The 18553-nt window shown below is 70.8% G+C and carries 18 protein-coding genes and 1 tRNA gene; 3 read left to right on the top strand and 16 right to left on the bottom strand.

Annotation, left to right across the window (positions count from 1 at the left end; genetic code table 11):
- Positions 1-64: 64 nt before the first annotated feature.
- The 6 genes from rlmB to BAY60_RS02275 are packed head-to-tail and all read right to left on the bottom strand — an operon-like array spanning position 65 to position 4739.
- Complete coding sequence (gene rlmB / locus BAY60_RS02300; protein ID WP_112279157.1) at positions 65-1033, bottom strand: 23S rRNA (guanosine(2251)-2'-O)-methyltransferase RlmB; 969 nt, start codon at positions 1031-1033, stop codon at positions 65-67.
- Between the two features lie 3 nt (positions 1034-1036).
- Positions 1037-2416 (bottom strand): cysteine--tRNA ligase, encoded by a 1380-nt coding sequence (cysS, locus tag BAY60_RS02295; protein WP_112279156.1) that lies wholly within the window; start codon positions 2414-2416, stop codon positions 1037-1039.
- Positions 2417-2433: 17 nt separating this feature from the next.
- Complete coding sequence (locus BAY60_RS02290; RefSeq protein WP_112279155.1) at positions 2434-3120, bottom strand: HAD family hydrolase; 687 nt, start codon at positions 3118-3120, stop codon at positions 2434-2436.
- 10 nt (positions 3121-3130) lie between these two features.
- Entirely contained in the window at positions 3131-3598 is a 468-nt protein-coding gene (ispF, locus tag BAY60_RS02285) for a 2-C-methyl-D-erythritol 2,4-cyclodiphosphate synthase (RefSeq protein ID WP_112279154.1), read from the bottom strand.
- Positions 3595-4227, bottom strand: a complete 633-nt coding sequence (locus BAY60_RS02280) for an IspD/TarI family cytidylyltransferase (RefSeq protein ID WP_342769766.1) — start codon at positions 4225-4227, stop codon at positions 3595-3597. The genes ispF and BAY60_RS02280 overlap by 4 nt, the downstream gene beginning before the upstream one ends.
- 20 nt (positions 4228-4247) lie before the next feature.
- Positions 4248-4739 (bottom strand): CarD family transcriptional regulator, encoded by a 492-nt coding sequence (locus BAY60_RS02275; protein WP_009156479.1) that lies wholly within the window; start codon positions 4737-4739, stop codon positions 4248-4250.
- A 310-nt stretch (positions 4740-5049) separates the two neighbouring features.
- Here BAY60_RS02275 and BAY60_RS02270 point away from each other — a divergent pair, with 310 nt between their 5' ends.
- Together BAY60_RS02270 and radA are read left to right on the top strand one after the other, a co-directional pair.
- On the top strand, positions 5050-5595 hold the full coding sequence (locus tag BAY60_RS02270) for a copper chaperone PCu(A)C (protein WP_245992274.1): 546 nt from the start codon (positions 5050-5052) through the stop codon (positions 5593-5595).
- A 50-nt stretch (positions 5596-5645) separates the two neighbouring features.
- A complete protein-coding gene (gene radA / locus BAY60_RS02265) occupies positions 5646-7016 on the top strand; it encodes a DNA repair protein RadA (RefSeq protein ID WP_112279151.1) in 1371 nt (456 codons plus the stop codon).
- A gap of 122 nt (positions 7017-7138) precedes the next feature.
- On the opposite strand, the gene otsB is transcribed toward radA, so the two are convergent.
- The 3 genes from otsB to BAY60_RS02250 are packed head-to-tail and all read right to left on the bottom strand — an operon-like array spanning position 7139 to position 12692.
- A complete protein-coding gene (otsB, locus tag BAY60_RS02260) occupies positions 7139-9667 on the bottom strand; it encodes a trehalose-phosphatase (protein WP_112279150.1) in 2529 nt (842 codons plus the stop codon).
- Between the two features lie 37 nt (positions 9668-9704).
- Positions 9705-11156, bottom strand: coding sequence for an alpha,alpha-trehalose-phosphate synthase (UDP-forming) (locus BAY60_RS02255; RefSeq protein ID WP_112279149.1), 1452 nt, complete (start codon positions 11154-11156; stop codon positions 9705-9707).
- Positions 11157-11180: 24 nt separating this feature from the next.
- Positions 11181-12692, bottom strand: coding sequence for a threonine/serine exporter family protein (locus BAY60_RS02250; RefSeq protein WP_112279148.1), 1512 nt, complete (start codon positions 12690-12692; stop codon positions 11181-11183).
- A gap of 184 nt (positions 12693-12876) precedes the next feature.
- On the opposite strand from BAY60_RS02250, the gene BAY60_RS02245 reads away from it, so the two are divergent.
- A tRNA-Thr gene (locus BAY60_RS02245) sits at positions 12877-12949 on the top strand.
- A 79-nt stretch (positions 12950-13028) separates the two neighbouring features.
- Here BAY60_RS02245 and BAY60_RS02240 read toward each other — a convergent pair.
- From BAY60_RS02240 to BAY60_RS02210, 7 genes are all read right to left on the bottom strand, one after another.
- Entirely contained in the window at positions 13029-14381 is a 1353-nt protein-coding gene (locus BAY60_RS02240) for a tyrosine-type recombinase/integrase (RefSeq protein ID WP_112279147.1), read from the bottom strand.
- Between the two features lie 16 nt (positions 14382-14397).
- Positions 14398-14703 (bottom strand): helix-turn-helix domain-containing protein, encoded by a 306-nt coding sequence (locus BAY60_RS02235; RefSeq protein ID WP_112279146.1) that lies wholly within the window; start codon positions 14701-14703, stop codon positions 14398-14400.
- A 166-nt stretch (positions 14704-14869) separates the two neighbouring features.
- Positions 14870-16336 (bottom strand): DUF3631 domain-containing protein, encoded by a 1467-nt coding sequence (locus BAY60_RS02230; protein WP_112279145.1) that lies wholly within the window; start codon positions 16334-16336, stop codon positions 14870-14872.
- Entirely contained in the window at positions 16336-16770 is a 435-nt protein-coding gene (locus BAY60_RS02225) for an ASCH domain-containing protein (RefSeq protein WP_112279144.1), read from the bottom strand. Before BAY60_RS02225 ends, BAY60_RS02230 begins: the two co-directional genes overlap by 1 nt.
- Positions 16770-17534, bottom strand: coding sequence for a DNA cytosine methyltransferase (locus BAY60_RS02220; protein WP_112279143.1), 765 nt, complete (start codon positions 17532-17534; stop codon positions 16770-16772). The genes BAY60_RS02225 and BAY60_RS02220 overlap by 1 nt, the downstream gene beginning before the upstream one ends.
- Positions 17534-18004: a WhiB family transcriptional regulator gene (locus BAY60_RS02215; RefSeq protein ID WP_112279142.1), complete on the bottom strand. Its 471-nt coding sequence runs from the start codon at positions 18002-18004 to the stop codon at positions 17534-17536. The genes BAY60_RS02220 and BAY60_RS02215 overlap by 1 nt, the downstream gene beginning before the upstream one ends.
- The gene (locus BAY60_RS02210) at positions 18004-18528 is read right to left on the bottom strand and encodes a hypothetical protein (RefSeq protein WP_112279141.1); all 525 of its coding nucleotides are present in this window, start codon (positions 18526-18528) and stop codon (positions 18004-18006) included. Before BAY60_RS02210 ends, BAY60_RS02215 begins: the two co-directional genes overlap by 1 nt.
- Positions 18529-18553 lie beyond the last annotated feature (25 nt).

Genomic DNA, 18553 nt, shown 5'->3' with positions numbered 1-18553 from the left:
TTACTCTCGTTTTGTGGGAGTAAACCTCCCCTGCTCCCGCGCGGGCGGGAGGAGCGGGGTGCGGTCAGACGCGGCCGGTGGTACGGCGGCGCCGGGCGACCTCGGCCAGCAGGACCGCCGCGGCCACGGAGGCGTTGAGCGACTCCACGCCGGGGGCCATCGGGATCGACACCGTCACGTCGCACGTCTCCCGCACCAGGCGCGAGAGCCCGCGGCCCTCGGAGCCGACCACCACGACCAGCGGATCGGTGGCCATGTCGAGCGAGTCGACGGTCATCGGGGCGTCGGCGTCGAGCCCGGCGATCATCAGGCCGTCGTCCGCCCACGCGCGCAGCTGCCGCGTGAGGTTGGTGGCCATCGCGACCGGAAGCTTCGCCGCCGCGCCCGCGCTGGTGCGCCAGGCGACCGCCGTCATCCCGGCGCTGCGCCTGCTGGGCAGCAGCACGCCGTTGGCGCCGAACGCGGCCGCCGAACGGATCACCGCGCCGAGGTTGCGCGGGTCGGTCACGCCGTCCAGCGCCACGAGCAGCGGCGCGTCACCCGCGTTGCGCGCGATCTCGAGCAGATCATCCGGATGGGTGTACTCGAACGGCGGAACCTGCAGTCCCAGCCCCTGGTGCACCGCGTTGCCCGTCTTGCGGTCCAGCTCGTCGCGCGGCACCTCCAGGATCGAGATGCCCCGGTCGGCGGCCATCCGCACGGCCTCCTTCACCCGGTCGTCGGCGTCGATGTTCAGCGCGACGTACAGGGCCGTGCCCGGCACCTCCGCCCGCAGCGCCTCCACGACCGGGTTGCGACCCGCGATGACCTCCGGACCCTCGGCGGCCTTCTTGGCGGCGGTGCGCTTCTTCTCGTTGCGCGCGGCAGCGGCGGCCGCCCTGCGCTGCGCGGGATGCCCCGGCCGCTGCTCGGCCTTCGGCGTCGGGCCCTTGCCTTCGAGCCCCTTGCGCCGCTGGCCACCCGAGCCGACCACCTGGCCCTTCTTGGTGCCCTGCTTACGGATGGCGCCTCGGCGCCGCGAATTGCCTGCCATACCTCAGTCTCTTACTGTCCACAGGGGACCGTTGGGCGTGTCCTCGACGGCGATGCCGGCCTCGACGAGCTGGTCGCGGATGGCGTCCGCCTGCGCGAAGTCCCGTTCGGCGCGGGCCTGCTGGCGGCGGGCCAGGAGGGTCTCGACGAGCGAGCCGAGCGCCTTCGCCTCCACACCGGAGCTCTCCGCCCAGCGCTGCGACAGCGGATCGATGCCGAGCACGTCGGTCATCGCCCGCACCGTCTCGGCCAGCTCCCGCGCCTTCGCGGCGTCGCCCGCGTCGAGGGCGGCGTTGCCGTCGCGGACCGTGTTGTGCAGCACGGCGAACGCCTGCGGCGTGCCGAGGTCGTCGTCGAGGGCCGCGGCGAACTCCCCGGGGACCGTGCCGATGCGGACCGCGTCCGTGCCGGCCGCCGCCCGCCGCAGGAACTGCTCGACCCTGCGGTAGCCCTGCGCCGACTCGGTCACCGCCTCGTCCGAGTACTCGATGGTCGAGCGGTAGTGCGGCTGGATCAGGTAGTACCGCAGCTCCACCGCCCGGAACCGGCGCAGCATCTGCGGGATCGACACGACGTTGCCCAGCGACTTCGACATCTTCTCGCCGGAGAGCGTCACCCACGCGTTGTGCAGCCAGAACCGGGCGAAGCCGTCGCCCGCGGCCCGCGACTGCGCCCGCTCGTTCTCATGGTGCGGGAACACCAGGTCGACGCCGCCGCCGTGGATGTCGAACTCCTCCCCGAGGTAGTTCGTCGCCATCGCCGAGCACTCCAGGTGCCAGCCGGGCCTGCCGTGCCCCCACGGCGTCGGCCACGACGGCTCACCCGGCTTGCCGCCCTTCCACAGCGTGAAGTCGCGCGGGTCACGCTTGCCCTCGGCCTGCGACTCGCCCTGCTGGACCTCCTCCAGCCGTTGCCCGGACAGGGCGCCGTAGCCGGGAAACGACGTCACCGAGAAGTACACGTCGCCGCCCGCCGCGTAGGCGTGCCCCTTGTCGATCAGCCGCTGCATCAGCTCGATCATCTGCGTGATGTGGCCGGTCGCGCGCGGCGCGATCGACGGCGGCAGGCAGCCCAGCGCGTCGTAGGCCTCCTCGAACGCGCGTTCGTGGGTCGCCGCCCACTCCCACCACGGCCTGCCCGCGTCGGCGGCCTTGGTGAGGATCTTGTCGTCGATGTCGGTGACGTTGCGCACCATCCGCACGTCAAGTCCATTGTGGACCAGCCAGCGCCGGAGGACGTCGTAGTTCAGCGCGCCCCGGACGTGCCCGATGTGCGGGATGCCCTGCACCGTGGCCCCACACACGTACATGGACGCCGTTCCGTCGCGCGCGGGCCGGAACTCCCGCACGTCCCTGGTCTCGGTGTCGAAAAGATGAAGGGCCACACCCGAAATGGTACGGGTCAGAGCACGGCGTGCTCGCGCAGGGCGGTCAGCAGGCCGTCGGTCCGCTCGGCGGTCGGCAGCGGCTCGACCAGCGCGAACGGGCAGCCCAGCTCGCGGGCTCCGCCGTCGGCCGACCTGCTGTCACCGACCATGAGGGTGCGCTCCGGTGCCGTGCCCAGCCGGTCGAGCAGCATCCGGAAGATCGCCGGGTCCGGTTTGATGGCCCCCACCTCGAACGACAGCACGAAGTCGTCGACATAGGTGTCGAGCCCGCGCTCGGCGAACGCGGGCCGGATGTCGAAGGCGATGTTGCTCAGCACCCCCACGCGCACACCCCGGTCGGCGAGTGTCTTGAGCACCGGCTCCGTGTCCGGGTAGGGCGTCCACTCCGCGGGGTCGATCAGCCGGTTGTACAGCGCCTTCGCCTGCTCGACCTGCGGGATCCCGGACTGCCGCAGCACCTCCAGGTAGACCTTCCGGTGCAGCCCGGGGTCGAGGTCGCGGTTCTCCCACGCGTGCTGGAGTTCGCCCTCGAGCTCCACGACCTGGGTCACCGGCGCCGTCATCCTGCGCATCAGCTCGGCCTGCGCCTCGATGTCGAGCGGATCGCCCTCGTGGTCGGTCAGGTCGTCCAGCCACGTCTCGTCCTGTTCCAGCCGGAACAGCGTGCCGGAGAAGTCGAACATCACGGCCTGGATCGTCACGGGAACCAGGCTACCGAGTCGTCAGCAGCAGGGCCGTCGCGATCGCGGCGATGCCCTCGCCACGCCCGGTCAGCCCGAGCCCGTCGGTGGTGGTCCCGGACACGCTCACCGGCCCGCCCGCGGCCTCGCTGAGCACGCGCTGCGCCTCGTCGCGGCGCGTTCCGATCCTCGGCGCGTTGCCCACCACCTGCACCACGGCGTTGCCGAGCCGGAATCCGGCCTCCTCGACGCGCCTGCGCGCCTCGGCGAGCAGCTCCGCGCCGTGGGCGCCTGCCCAGCGCGGGTCACCGGTGCCGAAGACGGCTCCCAGATCCCCGAGACCGGCGGCCGACAGCAGCGCGTCACACAGGGCATGCGAGGCGACGTCACCATCCGAATGGCCGGCGCAGCCGTCGACGCCCTCCCACAGCAGCCCCGCGACCCAGCAGTCCCGCCCGGGTTCGATGGGGTGCACGTCGATGCCCTGGCCGATCCTCACGGGGTGCCCTCCGCGGTGAGCAGCGCCTCCACGACAGCCAGGTCGAACGGGGTCGCCAGCCGCATGCCGTGCGGATGGCCGGTGACGGTGTGCACCTCCGCGCCCAGCTCGGCGAGCGGGTCGGCCGAGTGCGCACCGAGCAGCACCTTGGCGAGGAAGGCCTGCGGAGCCTGGACCGAGCGCAGCCCCCCGCGATCGCGGGTGCCGCGGATGACGTCGTCGGAGTCGACGACCTTGATGGTGTCCGTGACCGGCTCGACGGGGACGGCCGCGACGGCCCCCGCCCGCACCTCCTCGACGACGGCACGGATGGTCGTGGCCGGGGTGAACGGCCTCGCCGGGTCGTGCACGAGCACGACGTCCGACGGCTGCGCAGCGCTCGCCGTGAGCGCCGACCGCACCGAATCGGCGCGGCCGGCGGCCCCGGCGACAACCTGCGCCCGCGTGTCCCCGGCCGGCTCGACGGCCTCCGAGTACGCGGCTTTGTGCCGTGCCGGACCTGCCACCACGACCCGGTCCACCACCCCGGATCTCAGCAGGCCGCGCACGGCATGCGACAGCAGCGGCTCACCCCGGAACCGGAGCAGTGCTCCGGAATGGTGCTCGTCCCGATCGCCGAGGGGAACCAGTGCGATGACGTTCAGAGTTGCTAGACCGCCGCGGTTTCCAGGACCTCGTCGAGAAGCACCTCGGCCTTGCCCTCGTCGGTGCCCTCGGCTAGCGCCAGCTCACTCACCAGTATCTGCCGCGCCTTGGCCAGCATCCGCTTCTCACCTGCGGAAAGGCCACGGTCCTTCTCACGCCGCCAGAGGTCGCGCACCACTTCGGCCACCTTGTTCACATCGCCGGAGGCGAGCTTCTCCAGGTTGGCCTTGTACCGACGGGACCAGTTCGTGGGCTCGTCGGTGTGCGGAGCCCGCAGCACGTCGAAAACGCGGTTCAGTCCGTCCTGGCCCACGACATCACGCACGCCGACGATCTCGGCGTTGTCTGCGGGAACGCGAACCGTGAGATCACCCTGCGCGACTTTGAGGACGAGGTACTGCTTCTCCTCGCCCTTGATCACGCGTGTCTCGATCGCTTCGATGAGTGCGGCACCGTGGTGCGGGTAGACGACGGTCTCTCCGACCTTGAAAACCATGTGTCCTCTGCCCCTTTCGCTGTATCAAGCTTAGCACGGAGCCTCAAGGTGCAACCAGCCACCCGCACTCGTCCTCGCAGGTCAGTGGCCTGATGAGCCGGGCGCCGGGGGTTGACAAACCGGCAATTCGCGTACTCACGCAGGTGGGGCGGCGATACGATTCCCGCGGGCTGTAAAATCCACTGTGGACTATTTCCCGTGGCCGGAGGTGAGCGGCGCCACCGGAGACGGCTACCACGTGCCGGGGCCGATGGGGCAGCGGGATAGTCTGCGCGGCAGGGCATGACCCTAGGTAGGAAGGACTCGAGAAGTGAAACGTCGCATGCTGGGCGCGGCCGTGCTCGGCCTCGGTGCCGCGTTGTTCCTCACGGGATGCGGGGCCGGTCAGATCACACAGACGGACACCCAGGCGGCGGCGATCAACGGGGCCAACGCGCAGTCCGGCAACATCGCCATTCGCGACGCCGAGCTCGCCTACCCGGAGGGCACCCAGCCCGCCGCCTACGTCCAGGGCGCCAACGCCGAGGTGATGCTGAGCATCGTCAACCAGGGCGGCACCAACGACCAGCTGGTGTCGGTGAGCTCCCCGGCCGCGTCCGGCGTCTCCGTCACGGGCGACCGTGCCGTGCCCGCCGACTCGACGCTCGTGGTCGGCCCGGCGGCACCCGGTCTGGACAACCGCCTGCACGCCGAGATCGTCCTGGAAGGACTGAAGCGGCAGGTGCGCCCCGGACAGACCGTGGATGCCACGTTCACGTTCCGTGACGCGGGCCCGGTGGAGGTCGAGCTGCCGATCTCGGCGCCGGACGAGCCACGGGAGTCGGAGGAGGGCCACGAGGCCGAAGGCGGTCACTGAGGCCTTCGAGCCCGCTACGCGCTGTCGGGGGTTGCGGCTACGGTCGGCGCGTGGCGAAGAAGGCAACGACGAGCTACCGGTGTGCCGAGTGCGGCATCGAGGTCGCGAAGTGGGTGGGCCGCTGCCCCGAGTGCCAGGCGTGGGGCACCATCGAGGAACGTGGCGAAGGGCGCCCGGCGCTCGCCCGGGTGGCGGCCGGTGCGCCGAGCGCGCCCGCGCGGCCGATCGCCCAGGTGGACATCGAGACGTCCCGCGCGCGCCAGACAGGGGTCTCGGAACTCGATCGCGTGCTCGGGGGCGGCCTCGTCCCCGGGGTCGTGGTCCTGCTGGCCGGTGAGCCCGGGGTCGGCAAGTCGACCCTGCTGCTGGAGGTCGCCTACCAGTGGGCCGCCGGAGCCGACAGCGCGGCCCTGTACGTGACCGGAGAGGAGTCCGCCGGACAGGTCCGGCTGCGGGCCGAGCGCACCGGCAACGTCCACGAGCGGATGTTCCTGGCCGCCGAGAGCGACCTGTCGGCCGTGCTCGGCCACGTCGACGACGTCAAGCCGGGCCTGCTCATCGTCGACTCCGTGCAGACCATGACGTCGCCGCAGGCGGAGGGCGCTCCTGGCGGCGTGACCCAGGTGCGGGCCGTGGCCGCGGGCCTCGTGGCGCTCGCCAAGGAGCGCGGCCTTCCCGTGGTGCTGGTGGGGCATGTCACCAAGGACGGCTCCGTGGCCGGGCCGCGCGTGCTGGAGCATCTCGTCGACGTCGTGCTCCAGTTCGAGGGCGACCGCCACTCGACGTTGCGCATGGTGCGCGGCGTGAAGAACCGCTTCGGCGCCGCCGACGAGATCGGCTGCTTCGAACTGCGCGACGACGGCATCGTCGGCGTTCCCGACCCGTCCGGGCTGTTCCTCAACCGGCACACCGAGGCGGTGGCGGGCACGGCCGTGACGGTCACCGTCGAGGGCAAACGCCCGCTGCTGTGCGAGGTGCAGGCACTCGTGGGCGACTCGGCGCTGCCGCAGCCGAGGCGGGCCGTGAGCGGCCTCGACTCCGCGCGGGTGAGCATGGTGCTCGCCGTGCTCGAGAAGCGCGCCGACACGCAGTTCAAGGGCAAGGACGTCTACACGGCCACGGTCGGCGGGATGAAGGTCACCGAACCCGCCGTCGACCTGGCGGTGGCCCTGGCCGTGCGGTCGGCGTGCGAGGACGTCGCCCTGTCACCGCGGCTCGTGGCGATCGGCGAGGTGGGCCTTGCCGGCGAGGTGCGCAGGGTCACCGGCGTCGGCAGGCGCCTGGCGGAGGCCGTGCGGCTGGGCTTCACCCACGCCCTCGTGCCCCCGGACCCCGGCCCGCTGCCTGACGGTATCAAGACCCTCGAGGTGAGCGACCTGAGCCGCGCCCTGTACGCCGTGCAGTACGTGCCGATGGACTGACGGGGCCGGGATGTCCCCCGACGACACCCCGGACCCGTGCTGACGTCCCGGTCGCGGATGTGACGCGACCGGGACGGCCTGATGTCGGAGTCCGGGGCATTTTGTGGCGCAGCTCACACAGGCTACTGGGCGAGCAGGCGTGCGCAGCGGATCAGGCCGATGTGGGAGTAGGCCTGCGGATGGTTGCCCAGTGAGCGCTCCGCCACCGGGTCGTACTGCTCCGGCAGCAGGCCCGTGGGGCCCGCAGCGTCCACCAGCTGCTCGAACAGCTCCTGCGCCTCGGTGCGCCTGCCGGTCAGCAGGTACGCCTCGATCATCCACGCCGCGCACAGATGGAAGCCGCCCTCGCCGCCGGGCAGGCCGTCGTCGCGGTGGTAGCGGTACACGGTCGACCCGCTGCGCAGCTCCGCCTCGATCGCCGTCACCGTGGACTGGAACCGCTCATCCTGCGGGTCGATCAGCCCGGCCAGCCCCACGAACAGCGAGGCGGCGTCCAGGTCGGTGCCGTCGTAGGCGGTGGTGAACGCACGCACCTCGGAGTTCCAGCCGTGCTCCAGCACGTCGGCGGCGATGGTGTCGCGCAGCTCCGGCCAGCCGTTCGGCACCGGGCGGTCGTAGACCTCGGCGAGCTTGATCGCCCTGTCCAGGGTCAGCCAGCACATCACCCGCGAGTACACCCGGTGGCGCGGCATGTGCCGCTCCTCCCAGATGCCGTGGTCGGGCTCGTTCCAGCGCCGCTTCACGGCCTCGGCCATGGCGCGCACCATCTGCCAGTCCGCGTCGTGCAGCTCCCCCCGGGCCTCGGCCAGTGTCACCACCAGCTCCACCACGGGCCCGAACACGTCCAGCTGCACCTGGTGGTTGGCCAGGTTGCCGACGCGCACGGGCCGCGAGCCCTTGTAGCCCGGCAGCGAGTCGATCACGGCCTCGGCGCCGAGCTGCGCCCCGCCCAGCGTGTACAGCGGGTGCAGCCGCTCAGGACCGGCCAGCGTGGCGAGCACGCCGTGCAGCCAGCGCAGAAAGCCCTCCGCCTCCTCCAGCGAGCCGAGCATGACCAGCTCCCGCACGGTCATGGCGCCGTCGCGGATCCAGCAGTAGCGGTAGTCCCAGTTGCGGACGCCGCCGATCTCCTCGGGCAGCGAGGTGGTGGCGGCGGCCATCACGCCGCCGGTCTCCATGTCGGCGAGCCCGCGCAACGTCAGCGCGGAACGTGCCACCAGCTCCGGTTCCACGGCGGGCAGCTTCAGTGTGGAGGACCAGGAGCTCCAGTACTCGCCCGCGATCGCGCGCCGTTCGATCTCCGGCAGCTCGTGCGGGCCGAGGTCGGTGGTGCCGCAGCGCAGCTCGAGCACGACCGGCTTGTCCGGCTCCGGCTGCACCAGCGCACTCGCCGTGTCGTGCAGACCGTCGCTGGTGATCTGCCACGTCACACCGGGCGCACGGAGCACGAACGGCTCGGAGGTGCCCAGCACCCGCAGGCCGTCCTCCTCCTGCAGCAGCCGCACGGGCACACCACCGAACTCGGGCCGCGGCGCGAACACGATCGACGCGGGCGCCTCCCCGGAGATGACGCGCACCAGGTCGGTGCGGTGCGCCGGGCTCTCCGGTTCCAGGTAGTCGGTGACCAGAAGCCGCGACCAGCGGGTCTCGACGGTCATGGTGTTGGGCAGGTAGCGCTGGCCGAGCGGCAGACCGTTGCGGTGCGGCTTGATGGTGAAGTGCCCCGCGCTCTCGCCGCCGAGCAGGTCGGCGAACACGGCCGGCGCGTCGGGTCCCGGGTGGCACAGCCAGGTCAGCTTCGCATCCGGCGTGACGAGAGCCACCGAGCGCGCCGAGGCGAGCATCGAGAGGCGCTCGATGGGCGGCGACTGCTCGCCGTAGAGCCAGTTGCGCCGCTCCTCGAGCATGAACGCCAGCACGGTGGCCACCTGCTCGGTGTCCGGCACCCGGTACTGGGCCGCGCTCTCGCCGTCGCCGACCTTGATCCCCAGGTCCGGCCCGGACAACCGGGCGAAGGCCTTCTCGTCCGTGACGTCGTCGCCGATGAACACCGCCGCCGTCGCGCCCACCTGGTGGCGCAGCGTGTCGAGCGCCTTGCCCTTGTTGGTCTGCACGACGGACAGCTCCACCACCTCCTTGCCGTCGGTGGTGGAGACGCCGTCCCAGGTGCAGGGGCCGCCGTGGACCTGCTCGATGATGCGCCGCGCGTCCTCGCGGGAGGCGCGGCGGACGTGCACGGCGATGCTCGCGGGCTTGACCTCCAGCGCCGCGCCCGGCGCGCCGTCGACGATGCGATCGAGCTCCGCCTCGACCCGCCGGTGCAGGTTGCGCGCCTCGGCGTCGAGCTCGTGCACGAAGCCGATGTCGAACTCGGAGCCGTGGCTGCCGACGAGGTGCACCTCGGAGGGAAGTCTGGAGAGCGTGGCGAGGTCACGCAGGGCGCGGCCGGAGATCACGGCGGCGGTCGTCTCATGCAGGCTCGCGAGCGAGCGCAGCGCTCCGACCGACTCGGGACGCGGGCGGGCCTCGTCCGGGTTCTCCATGATCGGCGCCAGTGTGCCGTCGTAGTCGCAGGCGACCAGCAGGCGCGGCGTCCGCGCGATCTGCATGATCGCACGCCGCAGCTCAGCGGGCAGGGCCTCGGCGGTCAACACTCCTCCTTAAGGAGCTTCGCAGTGTCTCTGGGGATCAGGCGGCCGTCTCGGACCCGAGAGCTTCGAGGAACGAGCGCGCCCACCTGTCGACGTCGTGCGTCAGGACCTGACGACGTAAGGCGCGCATCCTACGCCGACCTTCCGCGGGGTCGAGCGTAATGGCCTGTTCGAGGGCGTTCTTCACCCCGTCCAGATCGTGCGGGTTGACCAGGAAAGCGCTGCTCAGCTCAGCGGCGGCCCCGGCGAACTCGGACAGCACGAGCGCGCCGCCGAGGTCGTGCCTGCAGGCGACGTACTCCTTGCAGACGAGATTCATCCCATCGCGTAGTGGCGTGACCACCATGACGTCGGCCGCCGAGAAGAAGGCCGCGAGCTCCTTGCGGTTCACCGACTGGTGCAGGTAGTGCACGACGGGATGGCCGACCCGGGCGAACTCGCCGTTGATGCGGCCCACCATCTGCTCGATCTCCGAGCGCATCTGCTGGTAGTGCTCGACACGCTCGCGGCTCGGCGTGGCCAGCTGGACGAAGGTGACCTCCTCCGGCTTGACCCTGCCCTCCTGCAGGAGCTCGTGGAAGGCCTGCAGGCGCAGGTCGATGCCCTTGGTGTAGTCGAGCCGGTCGACGCCGAGCAGGATCGTCCTCGGGTCGCCGAGGTCGCTGCGGACCTGCGCGGCCCGCTCGGCCACCTCCTTGGTGCGCGAGAGCGCGTCCAGCCCGGCCGCGTCGATGGAGATGGGGAACGCCCCGACCCGCACCGTGCGGTCGCCGACCTGCACCATGCCCGGCCTGGAGCGCACGCCCACCGAGCCACGGCTCGGCTCCAGCCCGATCAGCTGCCGGGCCAGCCAGAGGAAGTTCTGCGCGCCACCCGGCCGGTGGAACCCGACGAGATCGGCGCCGATGAGCCCGCGCACGATCTCCGCCCGCCACGGCATCTGCATGAACAGCTCGACCGGAGGGAACGGGATGTGCAGGAAGAAGCCGATGCGCAGGTCCGGCCGCAGCTCGCGCAGCATGGTCGGCACGAGCTGCAGCTGGTAGTCCTGCACCCACACGGTGGCGCCCTCGCCCGCGACGGCCGCGCTGGCCTCGGCGAAGCGCCGGTTCACCCGCACGTAGGCCTCCCACCAGCTCCGGTCGAAGATCGGCCTGGCGACGACGTCGTGGTAGAGCGGCCACAAGGTGGCGTTGGAGAAACCCTCGTAGTAGTCGCGGACATCGGTGGACGTGAGCGTGACCGGATGCAGCACAAGGCCGTCGTCGGTGAACTCCTCGACCTCCACGTCGGGGACACCGGGCCAGCCGACCCAGGCGCCCTTGCGGGAACGAAGGAACGGCTCCAGCGCGGACACGAGCCCGCCGGGGCTCTGTGTCCAGCGCTGGGTGCCGTCGGCCCCGCGTTCGAGGTCGACGGGTAACCGGTTGGCGACGACCACGAACTCGGCTCTGGCCTCAGATGTCTCCGTCGTTCCCGAGGTCGGCATACCTAGAACACTATCGCGACAACGTCAGTCCAGGCGGCGGCCAGGATCGAGGGGACCGGCCATCCGGGGGCCCGCCAGCTTGCGTTCCAGCCGCCCGAGACCGGTCCGGAGCGGTTGCGCGAGGAACTCCCCGAGCACCACTCCCGCGGCCAGTGCCAGCCCGATCGCGACCGCGCCCATCAAGGTGCTGATGTCGCCGCCGTCGGCCAGCTCCGACAGCCCGCGGTAGGTCGCGAGGCCGGGAAGCAGCGGCGTGATTCCGGACACGGCCACCACGAGCGGGGTGACCCTGAGCCTGCGGGACAGGACTCCGCCGCCGAGACCGACGAGCGTGGCCGCGGTCGCGGAGGCGAGGATCTGGCTCGCGCCGAATCCGGTGAGCAGGCCGTAGGCGAACGCGCCGACGGCTCCGGCCACCGCCGCCACGAGCAGCGGCCGCAGCCGCGAGTACGACGCCAGCGCGAAGCACGCCGCCGCGCCGCAGCCCGCCAGCACCACGATCAGCAGGTTCAGCGCATCCAGGCTGGGCACCCACGGCGCCGGGGTGCGGGACGCGCCCAGGCTCGCCGCGACGTTGATGGCGAACGCGACACCGCTGATGAGCCCGGCACTCATCAGCACCACCTCGAGCGTTCTGCCCGCCGCCGTGACGTAGTAGCCCGTGATGGCGTCCTGCACGGCGGACACAGTGGACAGGCCGGACAGCAACACGGTCAGGGCGGCGGCCACCACAAGCGTCGGTTTGTCCAGGGGGAAGAACTCCAGGTTGACGATCGCGATCGCGGAGAGCGTCGCCACGAACCCGCCCATCACCTGCTGGAAGAAGAACGGCAGCCGCACCTTGTTCAGCAGCCTGCCCACCCGGTCGACGACGGCACTGATCACGAACGCGACGAGCGAGGCCCACCCGGTGCCGCCGAGCAGCATGGTGATGGAGGCCGCCATGCCACCCCAGGCCAGCGTCGCGACCCAGCGCGGGTACGGGTGCGTCGCGTTGGTGATGCGGTGCAGCTCGGTGTAGGCCTCCTCGGTGCTGATCCGGTTGCGCAGCAACTGCTGGACCAGCCGCTCGGTGTCGGAAAGCCGCGTGTAGTCGAGGCTGCGCGAACGCACCACGCGCACGGCCGTGACCGGAGGCAGGTCACTGCCCCGGTGACAGCTGACCGTGATCGACGTGAAAATGACGTCGACCTCACAGTGAGGTAGACCCAGGGCCCGGGTCAGCGCCAGAATCGTCGCCGTCACGTCGGAGGCGCCAGCGCCGCTGGCCATCTGGACCTCGCCGATGCGCACGACGAGATCCAGCACCAGGTGGACGGTCGCCTCGTCGGGTAGCTGAGGACCCATGGCCGCCGTGGGTTCGACGGCAGGCAGTTCCCCGGTCGGTGCCTCGAGAATGTGCCACGCCCGCTGGCGCGGCTTGCGACCCCGGTGCTGGCGGGGGGTTCGCTTGTCGTTGTGATCGTCGGCCGGTGCTTCCAGGATCTGCCACGCGTGCCGGTTGATCACCGTTCTCGCGCGCGGCCGGAGTTTCATTCGCCCACCTCCTCGCAGGTTCCCGCAGAGCATCGACCGACATGCCCTTGCCGTTGCATACTGGCGACAGTGGCGTCCGCCACGTTGCTAGATCACGACCCCCGTCGACCCCCTGCCAATTTAGCTCGCCGGTCACCGGTGAGCACTCGTGTGAACCGGCGGCGGATATAGTGAGATCCGCAAGGCCGGTATAGCTCAGTTGGTAGAGCAGCTGTCTTGTAAACAGCAGGTCGCAGGTTCGAGTCCTGTTGCCGGCTCACTCCTGACCAGGGGGTTTCCGTAATCCGGAAACCCCCTGGTCTGCGTTCGTCTCAGTTTCCGTCTCAGTTGTCCTCTTCAGGCGGATGCCCCAGCGCCCTCCGGGTCGTCGTCACCGCCCTCGCCGGAGGCTTGCCACAGCAGCCCGCCGAGCTGGGAGGCGATGTTGCGGCGGAGTTCGTCAGGTACGTGCTGGTAGCGCTGAGCCATGTCGATCTTCGACCAACCCATGACGTCCATCACCGCGCGCTGGGCCACGCCGAGCACGAGCAGGAACGTGGCGGCCGTGTGCCGGGCATCGTGTAGCCGGGCCTCTCGCACACCCGCCGCTTTGAGCACGTCCTTCCACTCGCCGTAGTCGGCGCGTGGATCGGTCGGCTTGCCGGTTGGTTGTGCGAACATCCAGCCGCCGTCGTGCCACAGGTCCGCCGCACGCACCCGTTCCTCGTCCTGTGCTTGCCGGTGCTCCAGCAGGGCGAGCACAAGGGGAGGCGGGACGCTGACGACGCGACGACCGGCCCGCGACTTCGGCTCCACGACGACCAGCCCGCCGCTGTGCCTCTTCGGACAGTCGGCTCCGCGCTTGCGCCCGCAGCCGTCACCCGGCTCACAGCCATGCTGCCAGCTCTGCCGTTGCAACGCCCGGCGTACGGTGAGCATTCCTGTGACCTGCGCCTGTGGGCAGGCACGCGCGCTGCCCTCTCGACACGGGTTGTCATTCGAGCAGCCGTGGTGCCATTCGACGGCCAGGTCCGCCCACTTGAGCCCCAGGGCCTCTCCCTGCCGAAGCCCGAGCGCTAGCGCCACGGCCCAACGGACGCCGTTCCTCCGTCCGTGCGCGACCCGCAGAATCGCCTTCGCATCGTCCACGGTCAGTGGCTCGATCTCGGTTTCCTCGATCTTGGGAGCGCGGACGGCCCGGATGGGGTTACGTGTCAGCCGCTCACGTCGCTCGGCCTCGTTGAGCGCGGCCCGGAGGGCGATGTGCACTTGTTGCAGCGTCGCGGACTTGGCGCCCTGTTTGCGCAGGCGTGCGTACAGCCGTTCGATGTGCTCTGGCTCCAACCTGCTGAGCTTGTGTGCCCCGATGCCCGGTACGAGATACTTCTCTACCGCTGTTCGGTAGTAGGCCTGCGTCTTGTAGCGGACGTTCGGGACCGCGATGTGCTCGTACCAGTGGAGCAACCACCGCTCGATGGTCCATTCCTTGCCTGGCTTGCGCACCGTGCCCGCGTCGCGTTCGCGTTCGAGCTTCCGGACTTTCCGGGCCACCTCTGCCTGCGTCATGGCTTGGACGTGCCGCCGGTCGGGCTTGCCGTTGTCTTTCACGCCGACGGTGACTCGGCCGTGCCAGTAGCCGTCGTTGCCTTGGTAGATGCTGCTCGTGCCGTTCGGGGCGCGGGTGCCCTCTGTGCGTTTTCTTCCGGCCATGCGTCTCCCTGGTGCCTCAGGCGGCGTGCGTGGTGGCGGTGCCGTTGATGAGTCGTGTGGCGTAGTCGTGGACTGCGGTGGCGGGTATGCGGCGGAGTCGGCCGATGCGGACGGATTCGATCTCGCCGTGTCGGATGAGCCGGTAGATGAGGGTTCGGCCGATGCCGAGTCGTTCGGCGGCTTCCTCGGCGGTGAGCATGATCCGTTCGGGTGTCGGCTTGGGTGCTGGTTGCTCGGGTGGCGCGGTCTCGCGTTCGGCGATGGTGTCGGCGAGCTTGGCGAGGGTCGCGGCGAGCTGGCTTAGTTCCTGTGCGGTGGCCATGCGTGGTGTGTCTCCCCGGTGTGGTGGCTGCGGTGGCGGGTGATGAACACGGGGGCCTCCTCAGGTATCGGTTGGCGGGGGCTGGTGGTATCCGCTACCTCCGCTACCGGCGCTACTTGCCTGGTCAGTGGGGTAGCGGATGGATCGGTGGTAGCGGATGTATCCGCTACCCGTCCGGTTCGGGCTCGGGTGGCTCGGTGGTGGGGGTAGCGGATGTATCCGCTACCGGTTCGGTATCCGCTACCGGGTTGACCTGCGGGGCAGCGGTGGTAGCGGAGGTAGCGGCTACAGGCAGGTAGCGGCTCCAGGCGTCGGCGAGGCCGCCGTCGCCGTCGAGGCGGTAGCCCTTGGCGACCCCGCCGCCGGTTTGTTTGATGTTGGTCGAGCGCACGCCGTACTTGCCGAGCAGCTTGCCCAGCCGGCGGGCGTCGAGGGGTTTGCCTTGGAGGTCGGCCCAGGGTGATTCGTCGTGGCCGTGGAGGGCGGTGAGGATGTCGGCGGTGGTCATGCGGTCGGTGTCGCGGGTGGTGAACAGGGTTTGGAGGTCGGCGAGCAGGCGGATGCCGATGCTGTCGGGTTGGGTGGCGGCGTGGGTGACGAAGTGTTGGCAGGCGGTGCGGGCGGTGGTGGGCCAGTGGTCTCCGGCGGCGTCGGCGATGGCGATGAGGGGTCGCCAGATTTCGGCGGGGCGGTCGCGCACGCCGGTGGGCATGTCCGGCCGTGACCGCCCGACGTGTTCGGCGATGGTTTCCATCCAGGCGGCCAGGGCGTCGCGGATGGGGCGGGCTTCGCGTTCGACGTCTTCTTCCCAGAACTCGGCGACGGGTTCGTCGGCGCGGCGGCGTTTCATGTGCACGGTGATGGCGCGGGTGGTGATGGTGGCGGGCATGTGTCCGGCGATCCCGGCAAGGGCGGCGGGCGCGTAGACCGGGAACTTTTCGACTTTCATGGCGCGGGCGTCGCCGACGCAGCGGGCGATGGTGGCGGAGCGTTTGTATCCGGCGTTGAGCAGGGCGCGCAGGTCTTCGTGGTTGCCTCCGTTCTTCAGGTTGAAGATCGCGTCCACTTCGTCGAAGAGGATGGTGATGGGGCCGTCGGCGACCATGCGGAACAGCGCGGCGGTGGTGGCGGAGATGGTCATTTCGGGTGCGCGGACGAGGAATTGGGCGACTTCGAGCACGCGGGTTTTGCCGCTGCCGGGTTCGGCGGAGTCGAGGATCAGCCGGGGGGTGACGTAGAAGTGGTCGGCGGCGTGGGTGTGGGCGTACCACAGCGCCAGCATCGCGGCGCAGTGTTCGCTGGGGAATGCCGAGTAGCGGGCGACGAACTCGCGCACGGTGTCCAGCACCTCGTGCCCGGCCCGCGCGCCCGCCGGGGCGGGGCCGAGCCAGGTGAGGGGCCGTGCGGGGGCGGCTTCGGGCAGGGTGGTGTCCGGTGCCGCGCCGCCATCGGTGACCCCGCCGGTGTCGGTGTCGGCGAGGTGCCAGCGTGTCTGGCACTCCTCCGAGCAGAAGTCCGGGGAGGGCGAGTCACCGCGTGGGTTCCCGCAGCACGCGCACGGCGCGGACCAGTCCGGCTCGGCGACGTCGGCGAGGGCGGTGTCGATCGCGGTGACGGCATCCGGGTTCGTCATCAGGCAACCTCCTCCACGGCACGCACGGTGGCGTGGGTGGTGATGGCGGTGGGCGGGGTGTAGAGGCCGCGTTGGCCGGGTGCGCGGATGGGTTCGGCGAACGCGCGGGGGTGGGTGAGTACCCAGTGCCACACGCCGGGTTCGCTCCATGCGGTGCAGCCACCGCAGTCGCGGTCGTGGTGGACGTCGGCGAGCACGGCGGTGCCGAGGTAGGCGCCGGTGGGTGGGCTGGTGATGCCGTAGCGGGCGGCCAGGGTGGTGGCGTGGGGGTCGGGGCGTTGTCCGGCGTGCAGCAGCAGCACACCGCGCCAGCGGGTGCCCCAGGTCCGGTTTTCGACCGGTTTGTGTCCGGCCAGGATCAGCGCGGCCCAAGGTTGGCGGATCGACAACGCCCGCCGACCCTCGACAGCGCGTGTGGCGGTGTGGGTGGTCATTAGGCGGCCTCCTCGGCTTGGTCGCTATGCGTGTGGTGAGAGCGCATGATCAGGTGGCCGATGTGTTCGGCGACCTGGGGCACGACTGCGTTGCCGAGTGCGTGGACGCGGGGGCCGTCCAGCTCTGGGGGAACCCCATCAGCCATTCCAGTTGAGTCGGGTGGGGTCGCCAGCAGCCCGTGGATCGGATCAGGCCACGGATGCGGGCCTCCACGTCGGGGCGGTAGCGGCCGCCCGTGCCCAGGCCCCAGCCGCGGCGGCCCATCGAGGCTGTGGGGGTGGGCCAGGAGGAACAGGCGTTCGCGTGTGTGTGGGGCACCCACGGCGCACGCCGAGAGCACTGACCACTGCGCATCGAACCCGAGCGCGGCCAGGTCACGCAGGACCCATCCGAAGGCGTCGCCGTCATCAAGCAGAGCTGCGACGTTTTCCACGAGGACGTAGCGGGGTCGAACCAGGCGAATGACTCGTTCCATCCAGGGCCAGCCCCAGCGTTCGTCGGCGACGCCGCGCCGGCGCCCGGCGCTGGAGAAGGGTTGGCAGGGGAATCCGCCGGCGACGAGGTCGACGGCGGGTCGAACAGCGCTTGCCCACCATTCGGGGGTGGTGCGGACGTCGTCATGCTGGGGTACCTCCGGCCAGTGACGGGCGAGGATGGAACGGCAGAACGGATCGAGTTCGACTTGGCCGACAGTGGTCATTCCGGCCCGTTCCAGGCCGAGTTCGAGCCCGCCGATTCCCGAGAACAGCGAGAGGACGTTCATCAGGCGGCTTCCTCCAGGCGTTGGTGGTGGGCGCGGTAGCGGTCGATGGTGCGGGGGCTGAGGTCGAGCCGTTGGGCGATCTGGACCGAGGTCAGTCCGGCGCGGGTGAGCCGGGCGACGGCCACCGCGCGTTGGCGGGTGGCGGCGTGTCCGGGTTGGCGGGTGCGCGGCAGTTTGCGGGTGCTCAGGCCGCCCCAGATGCCGTGTCGCTCGCGGTGCCGTTGGGCGTGGGCCTGGCATTGCTGGCGCACGGGGCAGGCCGCGCAGATCCGTTGGGCTTGGGCCGCCTGGCGGGGTTCGGGGAAGAACAGGTCCGGGTCGATGTCGGGCGCGGCGCAGGCGGCGTGGGTTTGCCAGTCCAGCTCACCCGGTTGGAGGCCGAAGTCGGCCCAGGACAGGCGGGGCACGGTGGCGCGGCCGGGGACGTGGACGGCGCGGGTGGGGCCGGTGTGGGTGCGTCGGGCGGGCATCAGGCGGCCACCTCCAGCCGGTTCGGGGCCACCTCGGCCAGGGCCTGGCGGTAGCGGGTCCAGAGTTCGTCGGCGGCTTCGGTGTCGTCGGCGAGCTCGGCGAGCAGCTCGGTCGGCGTGTGCTCGGTGGCGTGCAGCAGGCGCCGGGCGTGGGTGGTGAGGGCGCGGCGCCAGGCGGCCTCGAGGACGGCGGTTTTGAGGTGCCAGGCGACATCGGGCACGGGGGTGGGGGTGTGGCTGTAGGTGTCGGCCAGCCAGCGGGCGAGCCAGTGGCGGCGGTGCTCGCCGGGGGCGTGGCCGGTGGCGGTGGCGTGGGTGTAGACGGTGACCGGTGCGGGCGCCTGCCCGGCGGCCACAACCTCGATCACCAGGTGTAGGACGTGTGCGGTCATGGGGTCGGCCAGGTCGGTGGCGCGCATGCCGGCCAGCACCGCGCGGGCGGTGTGGTGGGGCAGCCAGAGCAGGCAGCCGACGAACTGGCGTTCCGGGTCGGTTAGCGCTACAGCGGTGGCAGTGGTGTTCAACGGGTTCCTCCGACGTGGGGTGGTG

The organism is Prauserella muralis (assembly GCF_003202285.1).
Classification (GTDB): domain Bacteria; phylum Actinomycetota; class Actinomycetes; order Mycobacteriales; family Pseudonocardiaceae; genus Prauserella_B; species Prauserella_B muralis.
This window is presented reverse-complemented; position numbering and strand designations above follow the sequence as displayed.